This window comes from Mycobacterium sp. P7213, from assembly GCF_900604305.1.
GTDB lineage: Bacteria > Actinomycetota > Actinomycetes > Mycobacteriales > Mycobacteriaceae > Mycobacterium.
This window is the reverse complement of sequence record NZ_UWOA01000019.1, coordinates 1-16,962: the sequence shown is the minus strand read 5'-3', so window position 1 is coordinate 16,962 and position 16,962 is coordinate 1. Positions and strand designations below refer to the sequence as shown.

General features: G+C 67.6%; 17 protein-coding genes. 4 read left to right on the top strand and 13 right to left on the bottom strand.

The window, feature by feature from the left end:
* Nucleotides 1-4: 4 nt before the first annotated feature.
* The 3 genes from EJK91_RS09180 to EJK91_RS09170 all read right to left on the bottom strand — a co-directional run bounded on the left by EJK91_RS09180 (nt 5) and on the right by EJK91_RS09170 (nt 5,008).
* Nucleotides 5-1,258, bottom strand: a complete 1,254-nt coding sequence (locus tag EJK91_RS09180; RefSeq protein ID WP_024440758.1) for a glutamate-5-semialdehyde dehydrogenase — start codon at nt 1,256-1,258, stop codon at nt 5-7.
* A gap of 145 nt (nt 1,259-1,403) precedes the next feature.
* A complete protein-coding gene (locus tag EJK91_RS09175) occupies nt 1,404-2,783 on the bottom strand; it encodes a mechanosensitive ion channel domain-containing protein (protein ID WP_125078781.1) in 1,380 nt (459 codons plus the stop codon).
* The gene (locus EJK91_RS09170) at nt 2,780-5,008 is read right to left on the bottom strand and encodes an adenylate/guanylate cyclase domain-containing protein (protein ID WP_125078780.1); all 2,229 of its coding nucleotides are present in this window, start codon (nt 5,006-5,008) and stop codon (nt 2,780-2,782) included. The genes EJK91_RS09175 and EJK91_RS09170 overlap by 4 nt, the downstream gene beginning before the upstream one ends.
* Nucleotides 5,009-5,038: 30 nt before the next feature.
* Here EJK91_RS09170 and EJK91_RS09165 point away from each other — a divergent pair, with 30 nt between their 5' ends.
* Both EJK91_RS09165 and EJK91_RS22150 read left to right on the top strand, forming a co-directional pair.
* Complete coding sequence (locus tag EJK91_RS09165) at nt 5,039-5,893, top strand: ribokinase (RefSeq protein WP_125078779.1); 855 nt, start codon at nt 5,039-5,041, stop codon at nt 5,891-5,893.
* Nucleotides 5,894-6,264: 371 nt separating this feature from the next.
* The gene (locus EJK91_RS22150; RefSeq protein ID WP_125078778.1) at nt 6,265-6,990 is read left to right on the top strand and encodes a hypothetical protein; all 726 of its coding nucleotides are present in this window, start codon (nt 6,265-6,267) and stop codon (nt 6,988-6,990) included.
* A gap of 18 nt (nt 6,991-7,008) precedes the next feature.
* Here EJK91_RS22150 and EJK91_RS09155 read toward each other — a convergent pair whose 3' ends face one another.
* Genes EJK91_RS09155 through EJK91_RS09145 form a run of 3 tightly spaced genes read right to left on the bottom strand, consistent with a single transcriptional unit; the run spans nt 7,009 to nt 10,239 of the window.
* Nucleotides 7,009-7,404: a tautomerase family protein gene (locus tag EJK91_RS09155; protein WP_125078777.1), complete on the bottom strand. Its 396-nt coding sequence runs from the start codon at nt 7,402-7,404 to the stop codon at nt 7,009-7,011.
* A gap of 21 nt (nt 7,405-7,425) precedes the next feature.
* Nucleotides 7,426-8,169 carry a class I SAM-dependent methyltransferase gene (locus tag EJK91_RS09150; protein ID WP_125078776.1) on the bottom strand — a complete coding sequence of 248 codons (744 nt, stop codon included), beginning with the start codon at nt 8,167-8,169 and terminating at the stop codon, nt 7,426-7,428.
* A gap of 15 nt (nt 8,170-8,184) precedes the next feature.
* Nucleotides 8,185-10,239 carry an NAD(+) synthase gene (locus EJK91_RS09145; protein WP_125078775.1) on the bottom strand — a complete coding sequence of 685 codons (2,055 nt, stop codon included), beginning with the start codon at nt 10,237-10,239 and terminating at the stop codon, nt 8,185-8,187.
* A gap of 57 nt (nt 10,240-10,296) precedes the next feature.
* On the opposite strand from EJK91_RS09145, the gene EJK91_RS09140 reads away from it, so the two are divergent.
* Entirely contained in the window at nt 10,297-10,836 is a 540-nt protein-coding gene (locus EJK91_RS09140) for a cysteine hydrolase family protein (protein WP_024440764.1), read from the top strand.
* A gap of 4 nt (nt 10,837-10,840) precedes the next feature.
* Nucleotides 10,841-11,692 (top strand): NAD-dependent protein deacetylase, encoded by an 852-nt coding sequence (locus tag EJK91_RS09135; protein ID WP_024440765.1) that lies wholly within the window; start codon nt 10,841-10,843, stop codon nt 11,690-11,692.
* 193 nt (nt 11,693-11,885) lie between these two features.
* On the opposite strand, the gene EJK91_RS09130 is transcribed toward EJK91_RS09135, so the two are convergent.
* The 7 genes from EJK91_RS09130 to EJK91_RS09100 form a co-directional block, all read right to left on the bottom strand.
* Entirely contained in the window at nt 11,886-12,179 is a 294-nt protein-coding gene (locus EJK91_RS09130; protein ID WP_125078774.1) for a hypothetical protein, read from the bottom strand.
* On the bottom strand, nt 12,176-12,532 hold the full coding sequence (locus EJK91_RS09125; RefSeq protein ID WP_125078773.1) for a hypothetical protein: 357 nt from the start codon (nt 12,530-12,532) through the stop codon (nt 12,176-12,178). The genes EJK91_RS09130 and EJK91_RS09125 overlap by 4 nt, the downstream gene beginning before the upstream one ends.
* The gene (locus tag EJK91_RS09120) at nt 12,529-14,046 is read right to left on the bottom strand and encodes a terminase large subunit domain-containing protein (RefSeq protein ID WP_241178663.1); all 1,518 of its coding nucleotides are present in this window, start codon (nt 14,044-14,046) and stop codon (nt 12,529-12,531) included. The genes EJK91_RS09125 and EJK91_RS09120 overlap by 4 nt, the downstream gene beginning before the upstream one ends.
* Nucleotides 14,043-14,318: a hypothetical protein gene (locus tag EJK91_RS09115; protein WP_125078771.1), complete on the bottom strand. Its 276-nt coding sequence runs from the start codon at nt 14,316-14,318 to the stop codon at nt 14,043-14,045. Before EJK91_RS09115 ends, EJK91_RS09120 begins: the two co-directional genes overlap by 4 nt.
* Nucleotides 14,319-14,408: 90 nt before the next feature.
* Entirely contained in the window at nt 14,409-14,990 is a 582-nt protein-coding gene (locus tag EJK91_RS09110; protein ID WP_125078770.1) for a hypothetical protein, read from the bottom strand.
* A 342-nt stretch (nt 14,991-15,332) separates the two neighbouring features.
* Nucleotides 15,333-16,154, bottom strand: a complete 822-nt coding sequence (locus tag EJK91_RS09105) for a hypothetical protein (protein ID WP_206430404.1) — start codon at nt 16,152-16,154, stop codon at nt 15,333-15,335.
* A complete protein-coding gene (locus tag EJK91_RS09100; protein ID WP_125078769.1) occupies nt 16,151-16,858 on the bottom strand; it encodes a hypothetical protein in 708 nt (235 codons plus the stop codon). Before EJK91_RS09100 ends, EJK91_RS09105 begins: the two co-directional genes overlap by 4 nt.
* Nucleotides 16,859-16,962: the final 104 nt, after the last annotated feature.

The following is a 16,962-nucleotide window of genomic DNA, read 5'->3' as shown; positions in this document are numbered from 1 at the left end:
CGCCTTAGACGGGACGGGTGTGGCCGTCACCCCACACGATCCATTTGGTCGACGTCAGCTCCGGTAGACCCATGGGGCCCCGGGCATGCAGCTTCTGGGTGGAGATGCCGATCTCGGCGCCGAACCCGAACTGCTCGCCGTCGGTGAAGGCCGTGGAGGCGTTGACCATGACCGCGGCCGCGTCGACCTGCTCGCTGAACCGCTGGGCGGCCGCCATGTTGGTGGTGACGATGGCCTCGGTGTGGCCGGTGCCGTACTCGTTGATGTGGTCGATGGCGTCCTCGAGCCCGTCGACCACCGAAAGGGCGATGTCCATCGCCAGGTATTCACGACGCAGATGATCCTCGGCGGCGGCATCCTCGGCATCACCGTGCACCGCGACTCCGGCGGCGGTCAACGCGTCCACCAGCCGCGGCAATGCGGATGCGGCGATCGCCCTGTCGATCAGCAGCGTCTCGGCGGCATTGCAGACACTGGGCCGACGGGTCTTGGAGTTCAACAGCACCTGTTCGGCGATGTCGAGATCGGCGGCCTCATGGATGTAGACGTGGCAGTTGCCGACACCGGTCTCGATGGTGGGCACCAACGCGTCACGCACCACGGCTTCGATCAATCCGGCTCCGCCGCGCGGGATCACCACGTCGACCAGTCCGCGCGCCTGGATCAGATGAGTGACCGTGGCGCGATCCACCGACGAGAGCAACTGCACCGCGTCGGCGGGCAGGTCCTCGGCCTCCAGAGCGCCACGCAGCACGTCCACCAAAGCCTGGTTGGAGTGGGCCGCCGACGAACTGCCGCGCAGCAGTGCGGCGTTGCCGGACTTCAGGGTCAGCCCGAATGCGTCGACGGTCACGTTGGGCCGGCCCTCATAGACCATGCCCACCACGCCCAGCGGGACGCGCTGCTGACGCAGCAGTAGTCCGTTGGGCAGGGTGTAGCCGCGCAGCACCTCGCCGACCGGGTCGGGCAGGCCGGCGACCTGACGCAGTCCCGCGGCGATCCCGTCGACCCGAGACTTGGTCAGCGCCAGCCGGTCCAGGATGGCCTCGGGAGTGCCGGCGTCACGGGCGGCGGCGACGTCGCGGTCATTGGCGGCCAGGATGTCGTCGGCGTGGGCCAGCAGCGCGTCGGCGGCGGCGTTCAGCGCACTGTTCTTGGCCGCCGTGGACAACGCCGTCAGGGAACGCGAGGCGACCCTGGCGCGGCGGGCGGCGTCATGGACCTCTTGGCGCAGGTCGGGAAGCACGGGGACGCTCATCGTGCCAGCGTATCGGCGAACGCCCGATCAGGTAAAACGGCCCCGCTGTGTTGACGTGCGGCGACCCGCTTCGACCGGCTCCGCCGCCCTCACGATCGCCGCTGTGTTGACTTACGGCGACCCGCTTCGACCGGCTCCGCCGCCCTCACGATCGCCGCTGCGCAACAGCCGTGCGAGGCCGCTGATCGATGATCCGGCCCAGTTCCTGCAGCAACAGCGGCTTGGCCATCACCAGCTCCTCGATGTGTTCGCGATCGATGACCACCGCGGTCACCTCCTCCAATGCCTGAGCGTCGAACGGGCTGGCTTGGCGGGTCAGTGTGGTGATCCCGAGAAACGCCCCATGGCGCAACGTGGCACCCGGCTGGTCCGGATCCTCGCTGCTGATCCGGACACTGCCGTCGGTCAGAAATGTCATGGCCGTCGGTACCTGACCGGCTTGCTGCAGTGGTTCGTCGGCGCCATACCGGACGACCCTGGCGTAGGGCACCAGGGCCTGCTGGTCTGCCTCGGTCAGTCGCAGGGCGGGCGCCACCACGGTCCGCAGCGCCTCGGCCACCCGTTCCGGCGTGCAGAAATCGTCGGTGGCGCCGTCAAGGTGCAGTCCCTCCCGCCGCGAGGCGTACCAGAGCCACCGCTGGAAGGTTGCCTGCGCAGCGCCGTCGTCGCTGGGTGTGTCGACCGCGATGGCGGTGCGGTACTGGCCGCCACCCAGCGCCGCCGATTCCGGTGCCGCGCCGGTGGTCCGCATCGGCAGAGCGGTGGCAACGCGCGACAACAACGCGCACACCCGGTCCGGCGGATCGCCGACGGCGAACGAGGTGGTGATCGACACCCGGTGCGCACCGCTGGATCGGCTGATGTTGGTGAACGAGGTGCCGGCCAGCACCGAGTTGGGCGTGACCTGCAGCCCGTCGGCGGTGCTGATGTGTACCGCGCGCCAGTTCACTTCCACGACCCGGCCGTGGGCGGTCGGGGTGGACAGCCAGTCGCCAATCCGGAACGGCTGCTCGAAGAGCATGAACAGACCCGAAACGATCTGACCGACCGAGTTCTGCAGCATCAGGCCGATAACCACCGACGTCACACCCAGCGCGGTGAACAGGCCGCCGATCTTGGCGTCCCACACGAGGGACAGCGTCAGGGCCAGGCCCACACCGATCAGCAGGAACCGGGCGACATCGATGAAGATGGTCGGAATGCGGCCCCGCCAGGACCCTTGGGGGGCGCTCTGGAAGAAGGTGACGTCGAGCACCGCCAGCAACAACACCAGCAACACGAAGCCGAACGCGGTGTAAATGACGCGCAGAGTCGGATCCTCGCCGGGCACGCCGGCCACCTTTGCCAGCAGCACCAGCAAGGCGCCCAGCGGCAATAGGTAATTACGAGCCAATGCCACCGGCCGGGCCAGGTAGCTGCCTCGGCGCGCCAGCACCCCATGCCCTTCGGTCAGCGCGACCAGGCCCGCGGGGAATCCGATGGCGACCCCGATCGCCCAGTAGAGCCACGACCCGAAGACGTTCACGGCGCCTCGGACAGTCTCGGGGCCAATTTCCAGGTCTGTTCCTGGGCGTCACCGACGGTCATGGTGCCGGCCGGAGCGAACTCCGCCGCGTCGTCGAGCATGTCGCGCACCGCCGCGGTGACGTAGATGCCAGATTCCGGTGTGTGCCTGCGCAACTGGTAGGCGAGGTTGACCGCCGAGCCCCAGAGGTCGTAGGTGACACCGGATCGGCCCACCAGACCGCTGATGACTTCGCCGGTGTTGACTCCGGCCCACAGGCTCAGCCGGTACCCGGATTTGATGGCGAACCGCTCGACGATCCGTTGCAACTCGGAGGCGAATTCGACGATTCGGTGCACTCCGTCCAGGCGTGGTGTGGTCAAGCCGCAGCCGGCCAGATAGCCGTTGTACATCGTCCGGATTCGTTCCACGCCAACGGCTTCGGCTGCCGCGTCGAACTGCCTGACCAAGTCGTCGACGATTGTCACCAATTCGCTCGCGGAGATTTCGGAGGACAATTGATCGATGCCCTGCAGCTCTGCGTAGATGACAGTGACGTTGTGGTGCACGTCTGAGATAGCCTGCTCGCCCCCGCGATAGCGCCGCACCAGCGATTCCGGCATCAGCGACAACATCAGCTCGTCGTTCTGCTTGCGCTGCTGGCTGAGCAACTCCTCCTTGGTGCGAAGGCTGTAGCTCATGTCGTTGAACGCCTTGGTCAGATCGCCGATCTCGTCAGCCGTTCGAGCCGGTACCACGGCGCTGTAGTCGCCGGCACTGATCCGTTGGGCGGCGGCCTGCAGCCGCCGGATCGGTTGCAGGAACAGCCGGGCAAGCAACATCGCCAGCACACAGATCGCGAAGATCACCCCGGTGGTGGCCAGCACCACTCTCCTACTGAAGGAGGTGACGCCGGAAAAGGCGTCGGAGTACTCCCTGGTCGCCAGGATCGACCACTGCAGGTCCGAGTTGGGCACGGTCAACGGCGCGTACGCCGTCAGTTCGCGTTTGCCCAGATAGTCGTACCCGGTGGTGAGCGTTCCGGACTGGCCGCGCTGCGCGGCCTGCAGGCCCGGTCCGCCGACCGGCTGCACCAAGGTGGTGGTCCCCAACCGCACCGCGCGGTCCACCGTCGCCTCAGAGGTTCCCGCCTCCACCGCTTCGCGGCGATAGCGCTCGGGATCCTCCAGGAACAGCCGCGAATCGGAACGCATCAGGTCGTCCGGACCGGCCAGGTAGGTCTCGGCGGTGTGGCCCAGCCCGGCCGCATCCCAGTCGCGGTCGACGGTCATGATCCGGGTGATCTTGGCACTGGGCAGCGCCAAGGCCAACACACCCTCGACCTCGCCCTTGGTGCCCACCGGTGAGACCAGCCAGGCGGTCGGCGCGTCCAGTTGGGGCTGGTAGGGCTGGAAATCGGTGATCCAGACGAAGTTGACCGCGTTGGCCGCCAGTGCTTTGCGGTAGGCGTCCCGCAGGCCGGATTCGCGGTAGGGGCCGGTGAGCAGGTTGGTGCCCAGGTCCACACCCTTGTTGACCGAATAGACCACGTTGCCTTGGGTGTCCAGCAGCAACGCATCCCGGTACTCGTTGAGCTGAACAACCTCGGTGAAGACATCGTTGAACTGGGCATTTGCCGCTGACCAAGCACTGCCGTCACCCGCGTCGTCGAGTTTCTTGGAGTCTCCGGCGAAGCCTGCGGTGTAGTGCGCCTGCAGGTAGCGCTGGGCGTTCGAAGTGGGCAGGAACGCGGCGACGTCCGCCTTCTCGCCGGTGCGTTCGGTCAGCGCCGTGGTGAAGTGGTCGCGGTAGTAGCCCACGATCGTCCGCTGCTGCTCGGGCGTGACCGGAGCATTCGCGAGTTGGTCGAATCCGGCGCTGAACGCCTTGACTGCGGAAGCCGCGGTCACTCCCCCGCTGACGATCACCAGGGCGTTGGACATATCGGCGAACAAGCCGGCGACTGCGCGACGCTGCAACTCGCGAGCCTGCACCAGTTTGTTGGTCGCCGCGTGCTGCAATTCCTCTGCGCCATACTGGAACTCGACAAACCCGACCACTGCGACCGAGGCGACGCTGGTCAGCAGCAGGATGATCATCAGCTTGGTCTTGATACTGAGCCGGGCCGCCAGCCGCCGGTACAGGCGTTCATCGCTCGCCTTGGTCACTGTCGACGGTGCCGAGTCCACTCGGCGGCTCCCTTCTCCGGTTGTCGGTGGATTTTCACAGTAGGGGATGCACCACATTCCACGGTTGCAAATGCGAAGCTGAAACCCATGGCGACGCGGGTGTGCGTAGTGGGCAGCGTGAACGCCGACACCGTCTTCGCCGTCGCCGCGCTTCCGGCCGCAGGCGAGACGGTGCTGGCCACGGCGCGCAGCACCCACCCCGGCGGGAAGGGCGCCAACCAGGCGGTGGCCGCGGCACGCGCGGGAGCCCGCGTGCAGTTCGTGGGCGCGGTCGGCGACGATGACGCCGGGCTACTGCTGCGCCGGCACCTGCAGAGCAACGGCGTCGGAACCGCCGGCCTCATGACGGCGCCCGGGCCCAGTGGCTCGGCGGTCATCATGGTGGACCCGTCCGGGGAGAACACCATCGTGGTGGACCCGGGCGCCAACGGTGCGTGGGCGCTGACTTCCAGCCAGCGCGACCTGATCGCCGACTGCGACGTGCTGCTGATGCAGTTGGAGATCCCGATCCCGGTGGCCGCCGCGGCCGCCGGGCTCGCCCACGCGCACGGGGCGACGGTGATCCTCAACGTGTCCCCACCCGCGGCGGACGTGGCGGGGCTCATCGACCAGATTGACGTGGCCGTGGTGAACGAATCAGAATCCGCGCGATTCCGCCACGAGGTTCCGCACCTGGTCGTCACGCTGGGGTCGCGCGGCGCGCGCTACCGCGGGCCCGGCGGCATCCTTACCGTTCCGGCTCCGGCGGTACAAGCCCTGGACAGCGCGGGCGCGGGCGATGTCTTTGCCGGCGTGTTGGCGACCGAATGGGCTGGCGGCGTCGAAGGCGCACTGCAATACGCCTGTGCGGCAGGGGCTTTGGCGACACTGGTGGTCGGTGCCGGGGACTGCGCCCCGAGCGCTGAGTCGATCAGCCAGGCGATGAAGCAACTGAGCACCTGACAACCATCAAAACGTTGCGACGTTCGTCCACCTTCCTAGATAATGATCCAGTTTTGTTGATATTCGACTGCTCCGGACCCGGGTGGACCGGAACGAAGTGAGGATGCATGAACAGTCAGAACAATGGGTTCCAGCTATTGGTCCTCGCCGCTTCGGCAGCCATGGTCATCACAGCGTCGGCATGCTCGTCCCCGCGTACGCCGACTGTCGCGGAGTCCGAGATCGCGTCGAATGCGACTGCCGCGGTCGCCAGCCCCTCCAACACGCCAGCGCCTCAGGCACTCCCGACGACAGGACTTCTCATTATTAGAAGTGACAATGCTGGGTGGACTGTCGGCCTAATCGATCCAGACTCAGGGAGTTACACAAAAGTGTCGACGTTTCCAGAGAAACTCCCAAGCATTATGGGCGCGCCGGTTCCGCCCATCAATCGTTCGGCCTTCTCGCCAGATCTCACGAAGTTGACATTCATGATGATCGACGGGCCGACTAGTACGCGAGCCGGATGGATTAACAATAATGGCCATTTTACCGCCGCCAGTCCCAGCGTGGAGTTGGGTCCATTCGGTGGGACCGCTCCATCGTTCGAATCCGTTGGTTTCGACGGCGCCGGAAACTTCTACTTCCGTTCGACGCCAACTCCGCAGGGTTCTAGTGAACTGTATAGATTGCCTGCCGGCTCGACAACGGACGCACAGAAGATCGACGCACCGACGGGCACTATTACGCCGCCTCTGAACTATGATGGAACAATGCTGTTCGGGTGCTCGGGACAGCCTCAGTGGCTGGGTCAGAATGCCGTCGCGGTAAAGATGAGCCTAGTTCAAATCGGCAAATCTGCTGTAACCGGAGCCGACGACCACGGGTGCCCTACGTTCGGACCGCCAATTGGCCTATTACCGGACACGAATACCTCGCCCGTACACGAACCGGTAGCAGCTCCGGATGGATCTCGGGTTGCGTTCAAGTACCAAGATACGGAGTCCTTTGAGCTCTATATCGTCGCAGCGGACGGAGCGAGTCAACCAACAAAGGTGCAGCTATCCGATATCGCTGCGGACCAATTCAGCCGCAGCATCATGATGGGATGGCTGTGACCAGGCGATTCGCCCTGTTCACACCCGAACGTTGAAACCCAGGTCGACGTCGGATGCGGCCTTCCCGCCCCGGATCCCCCAGTTGTCCCGATCCACCTCGTGCAGGGTGATCATCACGTGGTCGCAGGGAATGCCCAGCGCGGCAAGGCGTTCGACGATCTCGGCGTAAAGCAGCCGCTTGGCCTCAAGCGACCGGCCGGAGAAGCAGTCGATGGATACCAGGGTGCGGTACTCGGGGTTGGTGAGCTGCGCCGGAACGGCAAACCGGTGCGGCTCGTGCACGATCAGCCGCACGTTCTTGTCTTTGGCCGGGATCTGGAACGCGGTCACCAGCGCGCCATGGACGGCATCGATGATCGCGACTTCCTCGGCCGGCTCGTAGTGGCGGCGGACCTCGATCAGGACGGTGGGCATGATTCACACCCTGCCAGACGATCAGTCCCGTTTGGCCCGCACCCACTGGATGGTGCCGAAGTTCTTGACCCGAACACTGGTCAGGCCGTGGTGTTCCAGGGTATCGGCGATCTCGTCGTCGTCGAACACCCGCGCACCGGCCTTGGGCAGCACCTGCCACAGTCGCGAGGCCGATCCCGCGGTGGGCACCATCAGTGCGAGGCGCCCACCGGGCTTGAGCACCCTCGCCATCTCACCCAGCGCCGCCACCGGATCGGGGATCAGTTGCAGGACAGCGATCGACACGACCGCATCGACGGTCTGGTCGCGCAGCGGCAGGTGCTGTGCATCGGCACGCAGGAAGCCGGTCTGGGAGCCGGCCTGCACCCGTACCGCCCGGGCCAGCATCGGTGCTGAGACGTCGACGCCCAGGGCCAGACCGTCGGGGCCGACTGCCCGGGCCAGCGAGGTGGTGATGCTTCCCGGCCCGCAGCCGACATCCAGCGCCACCCCGCCGGCGGGGATCGCCAGCCAGTCGATCGGGTGCTGCCAAGCCTCGAGCAGCCGGCGGGCCACCGCTTGGGCATTGTCGTAGAACATCGACCCGAACGACGAGGCCCACAGCCGCTGGATGGCGCCGGTGTTCTGCTGCGCACCCGCCTCCCCTGCCTCGTCGAGCAGGTCGAGATAGCCGCGGCTCACCTGCGGGTCCGACGGTGGATCGCTGAGCAGGGTCAGGGCCCGCTGCAACGCCGGTGACAACGGAAACCTTCGAATGTCGGCCATCCTCGCTGCTCCTTCTTACGCCTGCGGAATCTCCCGTTCGATCTCGTCGAGCCAGATCCGCGCCGACATGTCCGAGGGTGCCCGCCATTCTCCGCGCGGCGACAGCGAACCGCCGTGGGACACCTTGGGCCCGTTCGGCAGCGCCGAGCGCTTGAATTGGCTGAACGAATAGAACCGCTGCACAAACACTTTGAGCCAGTGTCGAATATCCGCCAAGGAATAGGCCTGCCGCTTGTCCGCCGGATATCCGGGCGGCCAGGAACCCGACTCCACGTCATGCCAGGCATGCCAGGCCAAGAACGCGGTCTTGGCCGGGGTGAATCCGTACCGCAGCGCCTGAAACAGCGCGAAGTCCTGCAGCGAGTACGGGCCCACCTTGTCCTCGCTGCGCTGAATCTCTTCGCCGTCGGTCGCCGGCACCAGTTCGGGGCTGATCTCGGTATTGAGCACCGAGGCCAGTACCGCGCACACATCGGAGTCGAACTCCCCGGAGTTGATCACCCACCGGATCAGGTGCTGGATCAGGGTTTTGGGCACGCCGCCGTTGACGTTGTAGTGCGACATCTGATCGCCTACCCCGTAGGTGGACCAGCCCAGCGCCAGCTCGGACAGGTCGCCGGTGCCCAGCACAATGCCGCCGTGCTGGTTGGCGATTCGGAACAGGTAGTCGGTGCGCAGGCCCGCCTGCACGTTCTCGAACGTGACGTCGTAGACGGCTTCGCCGCGCGCGAACGGGTGCCCGAGCTCGGACAGCATCAACTTCGCGGTTTCGCGGATGTCGATCTCCGCGAACGTCACCCCCAGCGCCTTGCTCAGCGCGGCGGCGTTGGCCTTGGTGCGCTCACCGGTGGCAAAGCCGGGCATGGTGAACGCGAGAATGTCGCTGCGCGGCCGGTTTTCCCGGTCCATCGCCCGGGCGGCGACAATCAGGGCGTGGGTCGAATCCAGTCCGCCGGAGACCCCGATGACCACCTTGGGACAGTTCAGCGCGCGCAGCCGCTGCTCCAGACCGGAAACCTGGATGTTGTAGGCCTCGTAGCAGTCCTGTTGCAGTCGCTGCGGATTCGACGGCACGAACGGGAATCGTTCGACCACCCGCCGCAGCCCGATGTCCCCGGCCGGCGGATCCAGCATGAACTCCACCCGCCGGAACGCCTGCACCGCATCCCGGTGGTGGCGGCGGTTGTCGTCAAAGGTGCCCATCCGCAGCCGCTCCGAGCGCAGCAGCCCGAGGTCGACGTCGGCGACCGATCGGCGGGGACCGTTGGGGAACCGTTCGCTTTCGCCGAGCAGCGTGCCGTTCTCCCAGATCATGGTCTGGCCGTCCCAGGCGAGATCGGTGGTCGACTCGCCTTCTCCCGCGGCGGCATAGACATAGGCGGCCAGGCAGCGCGCCGAGGCCGACCGGGCCAACAGGCAGCGGTCGTCGGCACGCCCGACGGTGATCGGGCTGCCGGACAGGTTGGCCAGCACCGTCGCGCCGGCCAGGGCAGCCTGGGCGCTGGGCGGCACCGGCACGAACATGTCCTCGCACACCTCGGCGTGCAGCACGAACCCGGGCAGGTCGGTCGCGGCGAACAGCAGGTCCGGCCCGAACGGGATCTCTGCGTCGCCCAGCCGGATGAGTCCGCGTTCGTCGGCGCCGGCCGCCAGTTGGCGGCCTTCGTAGAACTCCCGATAGGTGGGCAGGTAGGACTTCGGCGCGACCCCGAGGATGCGCCCGCGGTGAATGACGACCGCGGTGTTGTACACGCGATGCGCGTAGCGCAGTGGCGCTCCCACCACCAGGACCGGCAGTAGCTCCGCCGAGGCCGCGACCACGTCGAGCAGTGCCGCCTCGACGGCGCTGAGCAGGCTGTCCTGCTGCACGATGTCGTCGATGGAGTATCCCGACAGGGTGAGTTCGGGAAACACAGCCAGCGCGACGCCGTCGTCGTGGCAGTCGCGCGCCAGCTGTAGCACCGACTCGGCGTTGGCGGCCGGGTCGGCGAGCGTGGTGCGGTGCGTGCAGGCGGCAACCCGCGCGAACCCGTGCCGGTAGGCGTTGTAGAAGTCCCCAGAATGCTCCATTGCCCCCATTGTCGCCCGGACTGTGTCAACGTGCAGCTTTCGGGTATCACCAGGGGCATGACCGATACCGCGGTAATCGTCGTCGACATGCTCAACTCCTACCGCCATGCCGACGCCGAACAACTGGCCGACAACGTCGCACAGATCGTCGAACCGCTGGCCGACCTGGTGGAACGCAGCCGGGCCGCCGATGATGTCGACCTGATCTACGTCAACGACAACTACGGCGACTTCACCGCTGGATTCGCCCAGATCGCCGCGTCGGCGCTGGATGGCTCCAGACCCGAACTGGTGCGGCCCATCGCCCCGGTAGCCGGCGACCGGTTGATGACCAAGGTGCGACACAGCGCCTTCTACTCCACTCCGCTGGAGTATCTGCTGGGCCGGCTCGGCACCCAGCGGTTGATCCTGACCGGGCAGGTCACCGAGCAATGCATCCTCTACACCGCTCTGGACGCCTATGTCCGGCACCTTCCGGTGGTGATACCGGTCGACGCGGTCGCCCACATCGACGCCGCACTGGGTGCCGCCGCACTGGAGATGATGTGCCGCAACATGGCTGCCGAGCAGTCGACCGCCGCGAAGTGCCTACGCTAGCCGGATGGGCGGAACCGAGCCGACGGTCTGCGACCTGCTGACGCTGCTTGCGGGCCGGCGGGTCGCGGTGCTCACCGGCGCCGGCATCTCCACCGATTCGGGCATTCCGGACTATCGCGGCCCGGACTCCCCGCCGAGCAACCCGATGACCATCGCCCAGTTCACCGGCGACCAGGTGTTTCGTCAGCGGTACTGGGCTCGCAACCACATCGGCTGGCGCCACATGGCCGACACCGCACCCAACATCGGGCACTTGGCAGTGGCCGCGCTGGAAGAGGCCGGCGTGGTGAGCGGGGTGATCACCCAGAACGTCGATCTGCTGCACACCAAAGCCGGGAGCCGGCGCGTGGTGGATCTGCACGGCAGCTACGCCACGGTGATCTGCTTGACCTGCGGGCAATCCTTGAGCCGAGGCGCGTTGCACGAGCAGCTCGAGCAGCTCAACCCCGGGTTCATCGACCGGGCGGGAAAGCTCGGCGGTATCGCCGTGGCGCCCGACGCGGACGCCGTCGTCACCGATACCGCGTCATTCCGTTTCGTCGACTGCCGGCACTGCGGCGGGATACTCAAGCCCGACATCGTCTACTTCGGCGAAAGCGTCCCCAAAGAGCGCGTCGCCCAATCTTATTCGATGGTCGAGGACGCCGAGGCATTGCTGGTGGCGGGTTCGTCGCTGACGGTGTTCTCCGGCTACCGGTTTGTTCGCCATGCCGCCGCGCGCGGTGTCCCGGTCGCGATCATCAACCGCGGCCCCACCCGCGGCGATGACTTGGCCGACGTCAAGATCGACGGCGGTTGTTCACCGGCACTGGCGCTGCTGGCCGCAGAGCTGCCCTGCGAAATTTCGTCGCGGTAATCCTCGGTAGCGACACACAATCGCGGCAAAATCCGGCAGGATGCTCGGGTGACGAAGCAGCGGCTCACGGCCGACCAGCGCAACTCGTTCCTCGCTGCCGTATTGGGCTGGTCGATGGATGCCTTCGACTAGTTTTAGCGTCGTTAATAGGCGTTTAGAACGTCAGGGCAGGTCAGCGTGGTTTTCGCGGGGGTCAGCGCGCCGCCGTCTGGTGAAACGCGGGCACCCATCCACCGCAGCTCTCGCAGCCGTACTGGCTGACCAGCGATAGCTCGCCCCGCGCGTAGGCGACAGCGTCCTGGTTCGACACATGGCGCAGGGCAGCCTGGGCCTCGATGTCGGTCAGTGGCGGTGGGCAGCAGCGGGCGCAATCGCAGCCGACCGGCTCGGCGGGCGTGGTGAGGTCCGCGCGCAGCTTGGCCCGGCCCGCCCTGGCCAGCCCACCGCCTGGCCTGCTGGGGCGGTGGCACGTAGCGGCGGCGGTCATCGGCCACCACCGCGCAGGGGGTGGCAGCAGCCATCGCAGCCGTGAATCCCGATGCCGTCGTACGGGTTCTGCGGCGGGTACGGGCCGTCAATGACATCAGCGCTCAGGGCCGGACGCCACCGCTTGCGCGCCTGCGCCCAGAACTCGAATTGATCGGGGTCGGGGTGCCCGATGCCGTGCGGGCACCGGCGCTCGAAGATGCCTCGGTCATTGCGCCACACCAGCGGCCAATCCCGCATGTGGTGGTCGCTGGGGTTGTGCACCACGCACCGACGACCGGCGCAGTTGTCCATCGGGTGCACGTTCTCCAACAGCACGCCGCCAACGTCGGTGATGAATGGCTCCACGGTCACCGCCCGCCGATCCGGCGCGTCATCCAGCTCGGCGGCGGTGGCATCTTGCCCTCGCGGGCGCGGCGCATGGCGTCGATGGGAGTCACGAATCCGCACTGCTGCCCGGCGGAGCGGGCAAGGACATCGAAGGCCACCACCGCCGCGGCCACCCTGTCGGGCTGGTGCTTGCCTGCCTCCCACGTCACGGCCTGGTCCTCCAGCGTGGGCAAGAAGCCAGCGACCCGGCACCGGCCGGTCTCCAGCGCGGCCAGCAGCTCCGCCGAGCGGGCCACCGCATCGCCTTTGCCACGGCCAGAGCCCTTCGGAGGCCAGCCGGTGACGCGGACGGGCCGGTCCAGCTTGGAACGCCGCAGTGCCTCGGTGACAAGCCGGACGTAGGTGGTCCCGGCGGCGAACGCCTCGACCGCGATCTCGCTGGCTCCGGTGTCCATGGCCAGGTCCACGGCGCGGCGCGCCCACTGGTCGCTGGTGAAGTGCCCCGACGTGTCGGCGATCAGTGCAATGGAGCCATCGGCGCTGAGGCTGGCGGCGATGATGCCGGTCTCGTCGCCCTCGCCGGAGTCCGCCGGGTCGACGCCTATGACCACCTTGACGGGTCCACGCGGTGCAGCCGGTAGCCGCCAGTCGTCAAGCCATTGCCGCCTGATCAGCCCGCCTTCCGGCTCCGAGGGCACGCCGAGATACAGCGCGGCCCAGGCCCGGCCGCCGACGGCGCGCTTGATCTCGGCGAACTGCTCGGCGGTGCGCCCGATGGCCGAGGTCATCGCCACGCCCGGCGGGCGGCCCAGGGCATCGGGCACGCCCGCTGCGCTGATGGCAGGGACGTTGACGTGCTGCCAGCGGCTACCCGGTTCGGCCAGCAGTTCACCGGCCAGGTCGAACTCGCTCCACCTGGTCATCACGATCACCGCCGACCCGCCGGGCATTAACCGGGTCATCAGGCTGGAGCGGAACTCGGCCAGCAGCCGCCGCCGGTAGGCGGGCGAGTCGGCGTCAGCCGTGCCCTTGACGGGATCGTCCACGCACAGCACACCGGCCCCGAAACCGGTTGTTGCGCTCAGGATTCCGCCTGCCAACATGCCACCACGGTGACCGGCCACCCGCCAGCGGCCCACCGCCTGCTTGTCCTCGGCCAGCTCGATGCCCAGCTGGTCGCGGTGCTCGGCGATCAGCCGCCGCGCCTCCCGTGAATGCTCCTCGGCCAGGGCGTCGGCGTAGCTCTTGACGATGATCTCGGTGTCGGGGTTGCGCGCCAGCAGCCAGACCGGGAACACCTGGCTGACCAGCACGCTCTTGCCGGTACGCGGTGGACAGCACAGGATGAGCCGCGAGTCCGGCGTCTGTACGGCGCGCACCAGCTCGTCGCTGATCAGCCGGATGGTCGGGGTCACGTGATAGCCGGGGATCAACCGGCGGGCCAGCTCGGCCGGTGAATCGGGGCGCTGTCGCCCCCGTGCGGCCTGGAGGGCGCGGACGGCGGCCAACGCGGCTACCGGGTTGGCAGCGGTGGTCACGCGACGCTTCGCCGTGCGCTGGAGTCGAAACCGGCGCTCGCGGCGTCCCAGAGGTCCGACCGCCGCCACTGATGGCCGCATCGGGCACAGCAGTATTCGCAGATCAGCCGCTTACCGCCGTTCCAAATCACGGCGTCCGGCTCGGCCATTGCGGCCAGGCGGGTGCAACGGTCGGCCTGGTCTCCTGGCGGGCAGCACGCCGGGCAGTAGTCGCCCATCCAGGTGTCGTAGAACGGATCGACGTTCGGTGTGGTGCTGGTGGTGCCGGGCATGGTGTTCTCCCTCGGTGTTTTCGTTGGGCCGGTGTCGTTGGCCGGTACACCGCGCCCCCGAGGCCAAGGGGCGCAGTGAAACCGGCTGTATCAGGCGGGCGCGGCGTGCTTGGCGGTGTCGTGGGCCAGCGGTGGCACCGAGCGCAGACCGGCGCGCAGGTTGGCCAGCTGTGTGCTGGTGCGCCCACCGCCGTCATCGACCCCCAGCGCCGCCAGAACGTCGGCCTCGAACACCTCGCCGTCCCGGTGGAGTTGCTGGGCGGTGCGGATGACTGCGGGCCAGCACCGCTCTAGCAAGGGCGTAATCCCGGTGCCCAGATGCGTTCCACCGGAGGCGATCAGCACCCGGGCGTCCTTGTAGCCGCCACGCGACAGGACGGCATACGTCTCGGCCTGCGTCGGGCGGCGACCGGCACGCCAACGGGCCACTGCCCACGGCCCGGCGTACGCGATCTCGGGGTCGCGTCCGTGGGGGCGGTCAGCGAACGTGGTCGCCCCTTCCCGGCCCCACACACGGCTGTCTGAGGCCACCGCGCTGCGGAGTTGCGCGCCGAGCACTACTCCGGCGACGGCATGGGCAGACTCGTGAACACACAGCTCCAAGTGCCCACGCTCGCGGGCGGTCAGGTCGGCCAGGGTGAGCCGCCGCCGAGGTTGTCTGGTTCCGGTCATCGGGTGTTCCTCTCGGGGGTTAGTTGGTCGATGGGCTGCCCTGTTGGGTCAGCGCCGGGAGGGCGGCGGCACATAGCTACGGACCCGTCCTCCCGGCGTCGACCTTCGCAGTGACAGGAGATTGAATATCGTTGCCGGACAATAGATTTCGGTTGACACGTTCCCTGGTCCTGTCCGCTCTGGCCTCCCAGCGCGCCTGGCCGGCATCGACGTAGCGGGCAAGGCAGCCGCGGCACCGCCACCCATGGACGCTGCCCGCGTACTGGAGCACCGGCCCACCGCACTCCCAGCAGGTCGGACCTCCGTAGGTGGCCTCGCAACCGGTCTCGGTCATCATCGTCATCACGGTTGCGGCTCCGGCGCGGTGATCTCCACCGCCGCCACCAGGGCCTCGTAGCCGATGACGACGGTGCGCTCGGCAATGGCGACGAACAGGTTGCCGCCGGTGTCCATCGTCGTTCTGATCTGCGGTTCATCGCGCCAGCCGTAGGGCTGGCTGGTGGCGATGATCGTGTTCTCCAGGCCCTCGACGTAACCGCCGCCGAAAATCCAGACGTGGCCCAGCGGTGATACCCAGCGGGTGCCGGACTTGAGCACGAGGCCGAACTCCTGGCTGGCCCACTGCGCCCCGGCGTGGAAGAACGTCAGCGTGTTGGTCAGCGCCGCCGCGGCCTCCAGATACCCCACCGCCTGCTTGAAGCTCGCCGCGGTCTGGGGTGTACCCAGGTCGGCGGCATCGAGCTTCAGGCGTTCGGCGAACTCCCGCTCGGCCATGACCTGTTCCTCCAGGCGGAGGATCTGGGCCGCGTTGGCGGTGACCTCGGCCCGCGACGGTGCGGTCAGATCACACTCGTCGGCGGCCCACAACACCATCGGCTCAAATGCGTCCAGGATGTCGGGCCGGTGGCCTTCCTTGAGCTGGCCGGGTACGGGGTCACCGCACCACGGCGCATTCCAGACACCGGCGCTCTGGCCGTTGGGGTAGCTGTTGCCGCGGACCTCCACACCGTGCAAGTGCCGCGACGGTTGGTCCGCGCCGATCCCGGTCCAGGCCGTGGAGGAGTACAGCCCGAATGCGGTGGGATTGACCGGCGGTGCCACGAAGTCCAGCGGCAACGGGTGGTCGTAGGTCTGGACAGGGAAGTCAGGCAGGCCGGTGGTCACGGGGTTACTCCCATCTGCGCAAGCACTGCTCGCGGGTCGGTCGGGGTGCTGGCGGTGGGCTCGGGGTGGTCCTGGGCGCTGTCCAGGCGGCGCTCCAGCTCCAGCGCGGCGCGGTCGAGCGTCTGGCGCAGCAGTCGTGCCAGCCGTTCTGATCGGCTGGTCTGGCCGCGCAGTTCGTTGGCGTTGGGCGGGTACGCCCGGCCCAGCAACGCCGACAGCGGCCCATCGATGTCGTCGGCCATCGCCGTCAGCACCGCCGCGCAGCTACCCGTGTCCAGGGCCTCGCGGCTGATCTCGGGCAGAGCCGGTCGCGGCGCGAGGTCGATCAGCGTTGTCATCGCGTACTTGCGCTTGCCGGGCTCACCCTTGAGGTGTTCGGTCTTGGCGTGGGCGTCAGCCTCAGCGATCCACCCGACGATGACGCTGACCAGCTCGTGGGTCGCTTCAGCCAGCCAAGCCACCGGCAACCGGAACCGGGCTGGCCTCGGCGCGGCGGCAATCCGTTCGGCCAGTGGCCGAACCACGTCGGCGATCTCGCGGGCAAGGCTCCAGTCCCCGGCGTAGTGGCCGACGGTCAGTCCGGTGCGCCGCCGCTGCCGCAGCTCGGTCTGGGAGTACCGCCGCGGTGGACGCATGGGCGCACCGGGCAGGCTGGCCAGGTGGGCGGGCGTCCCGAACCGGCGCACGGCACGCTGCGCGATCATCGGGCCACCGCCTGGTCGTCGGTGGCGGCGTCGGCGGCGTACCGGTCGATGAGGTCGAGCAGTTCGTCGGCCTGCTCGGGGGTGCTGCCCTCGCGGATCAGAAA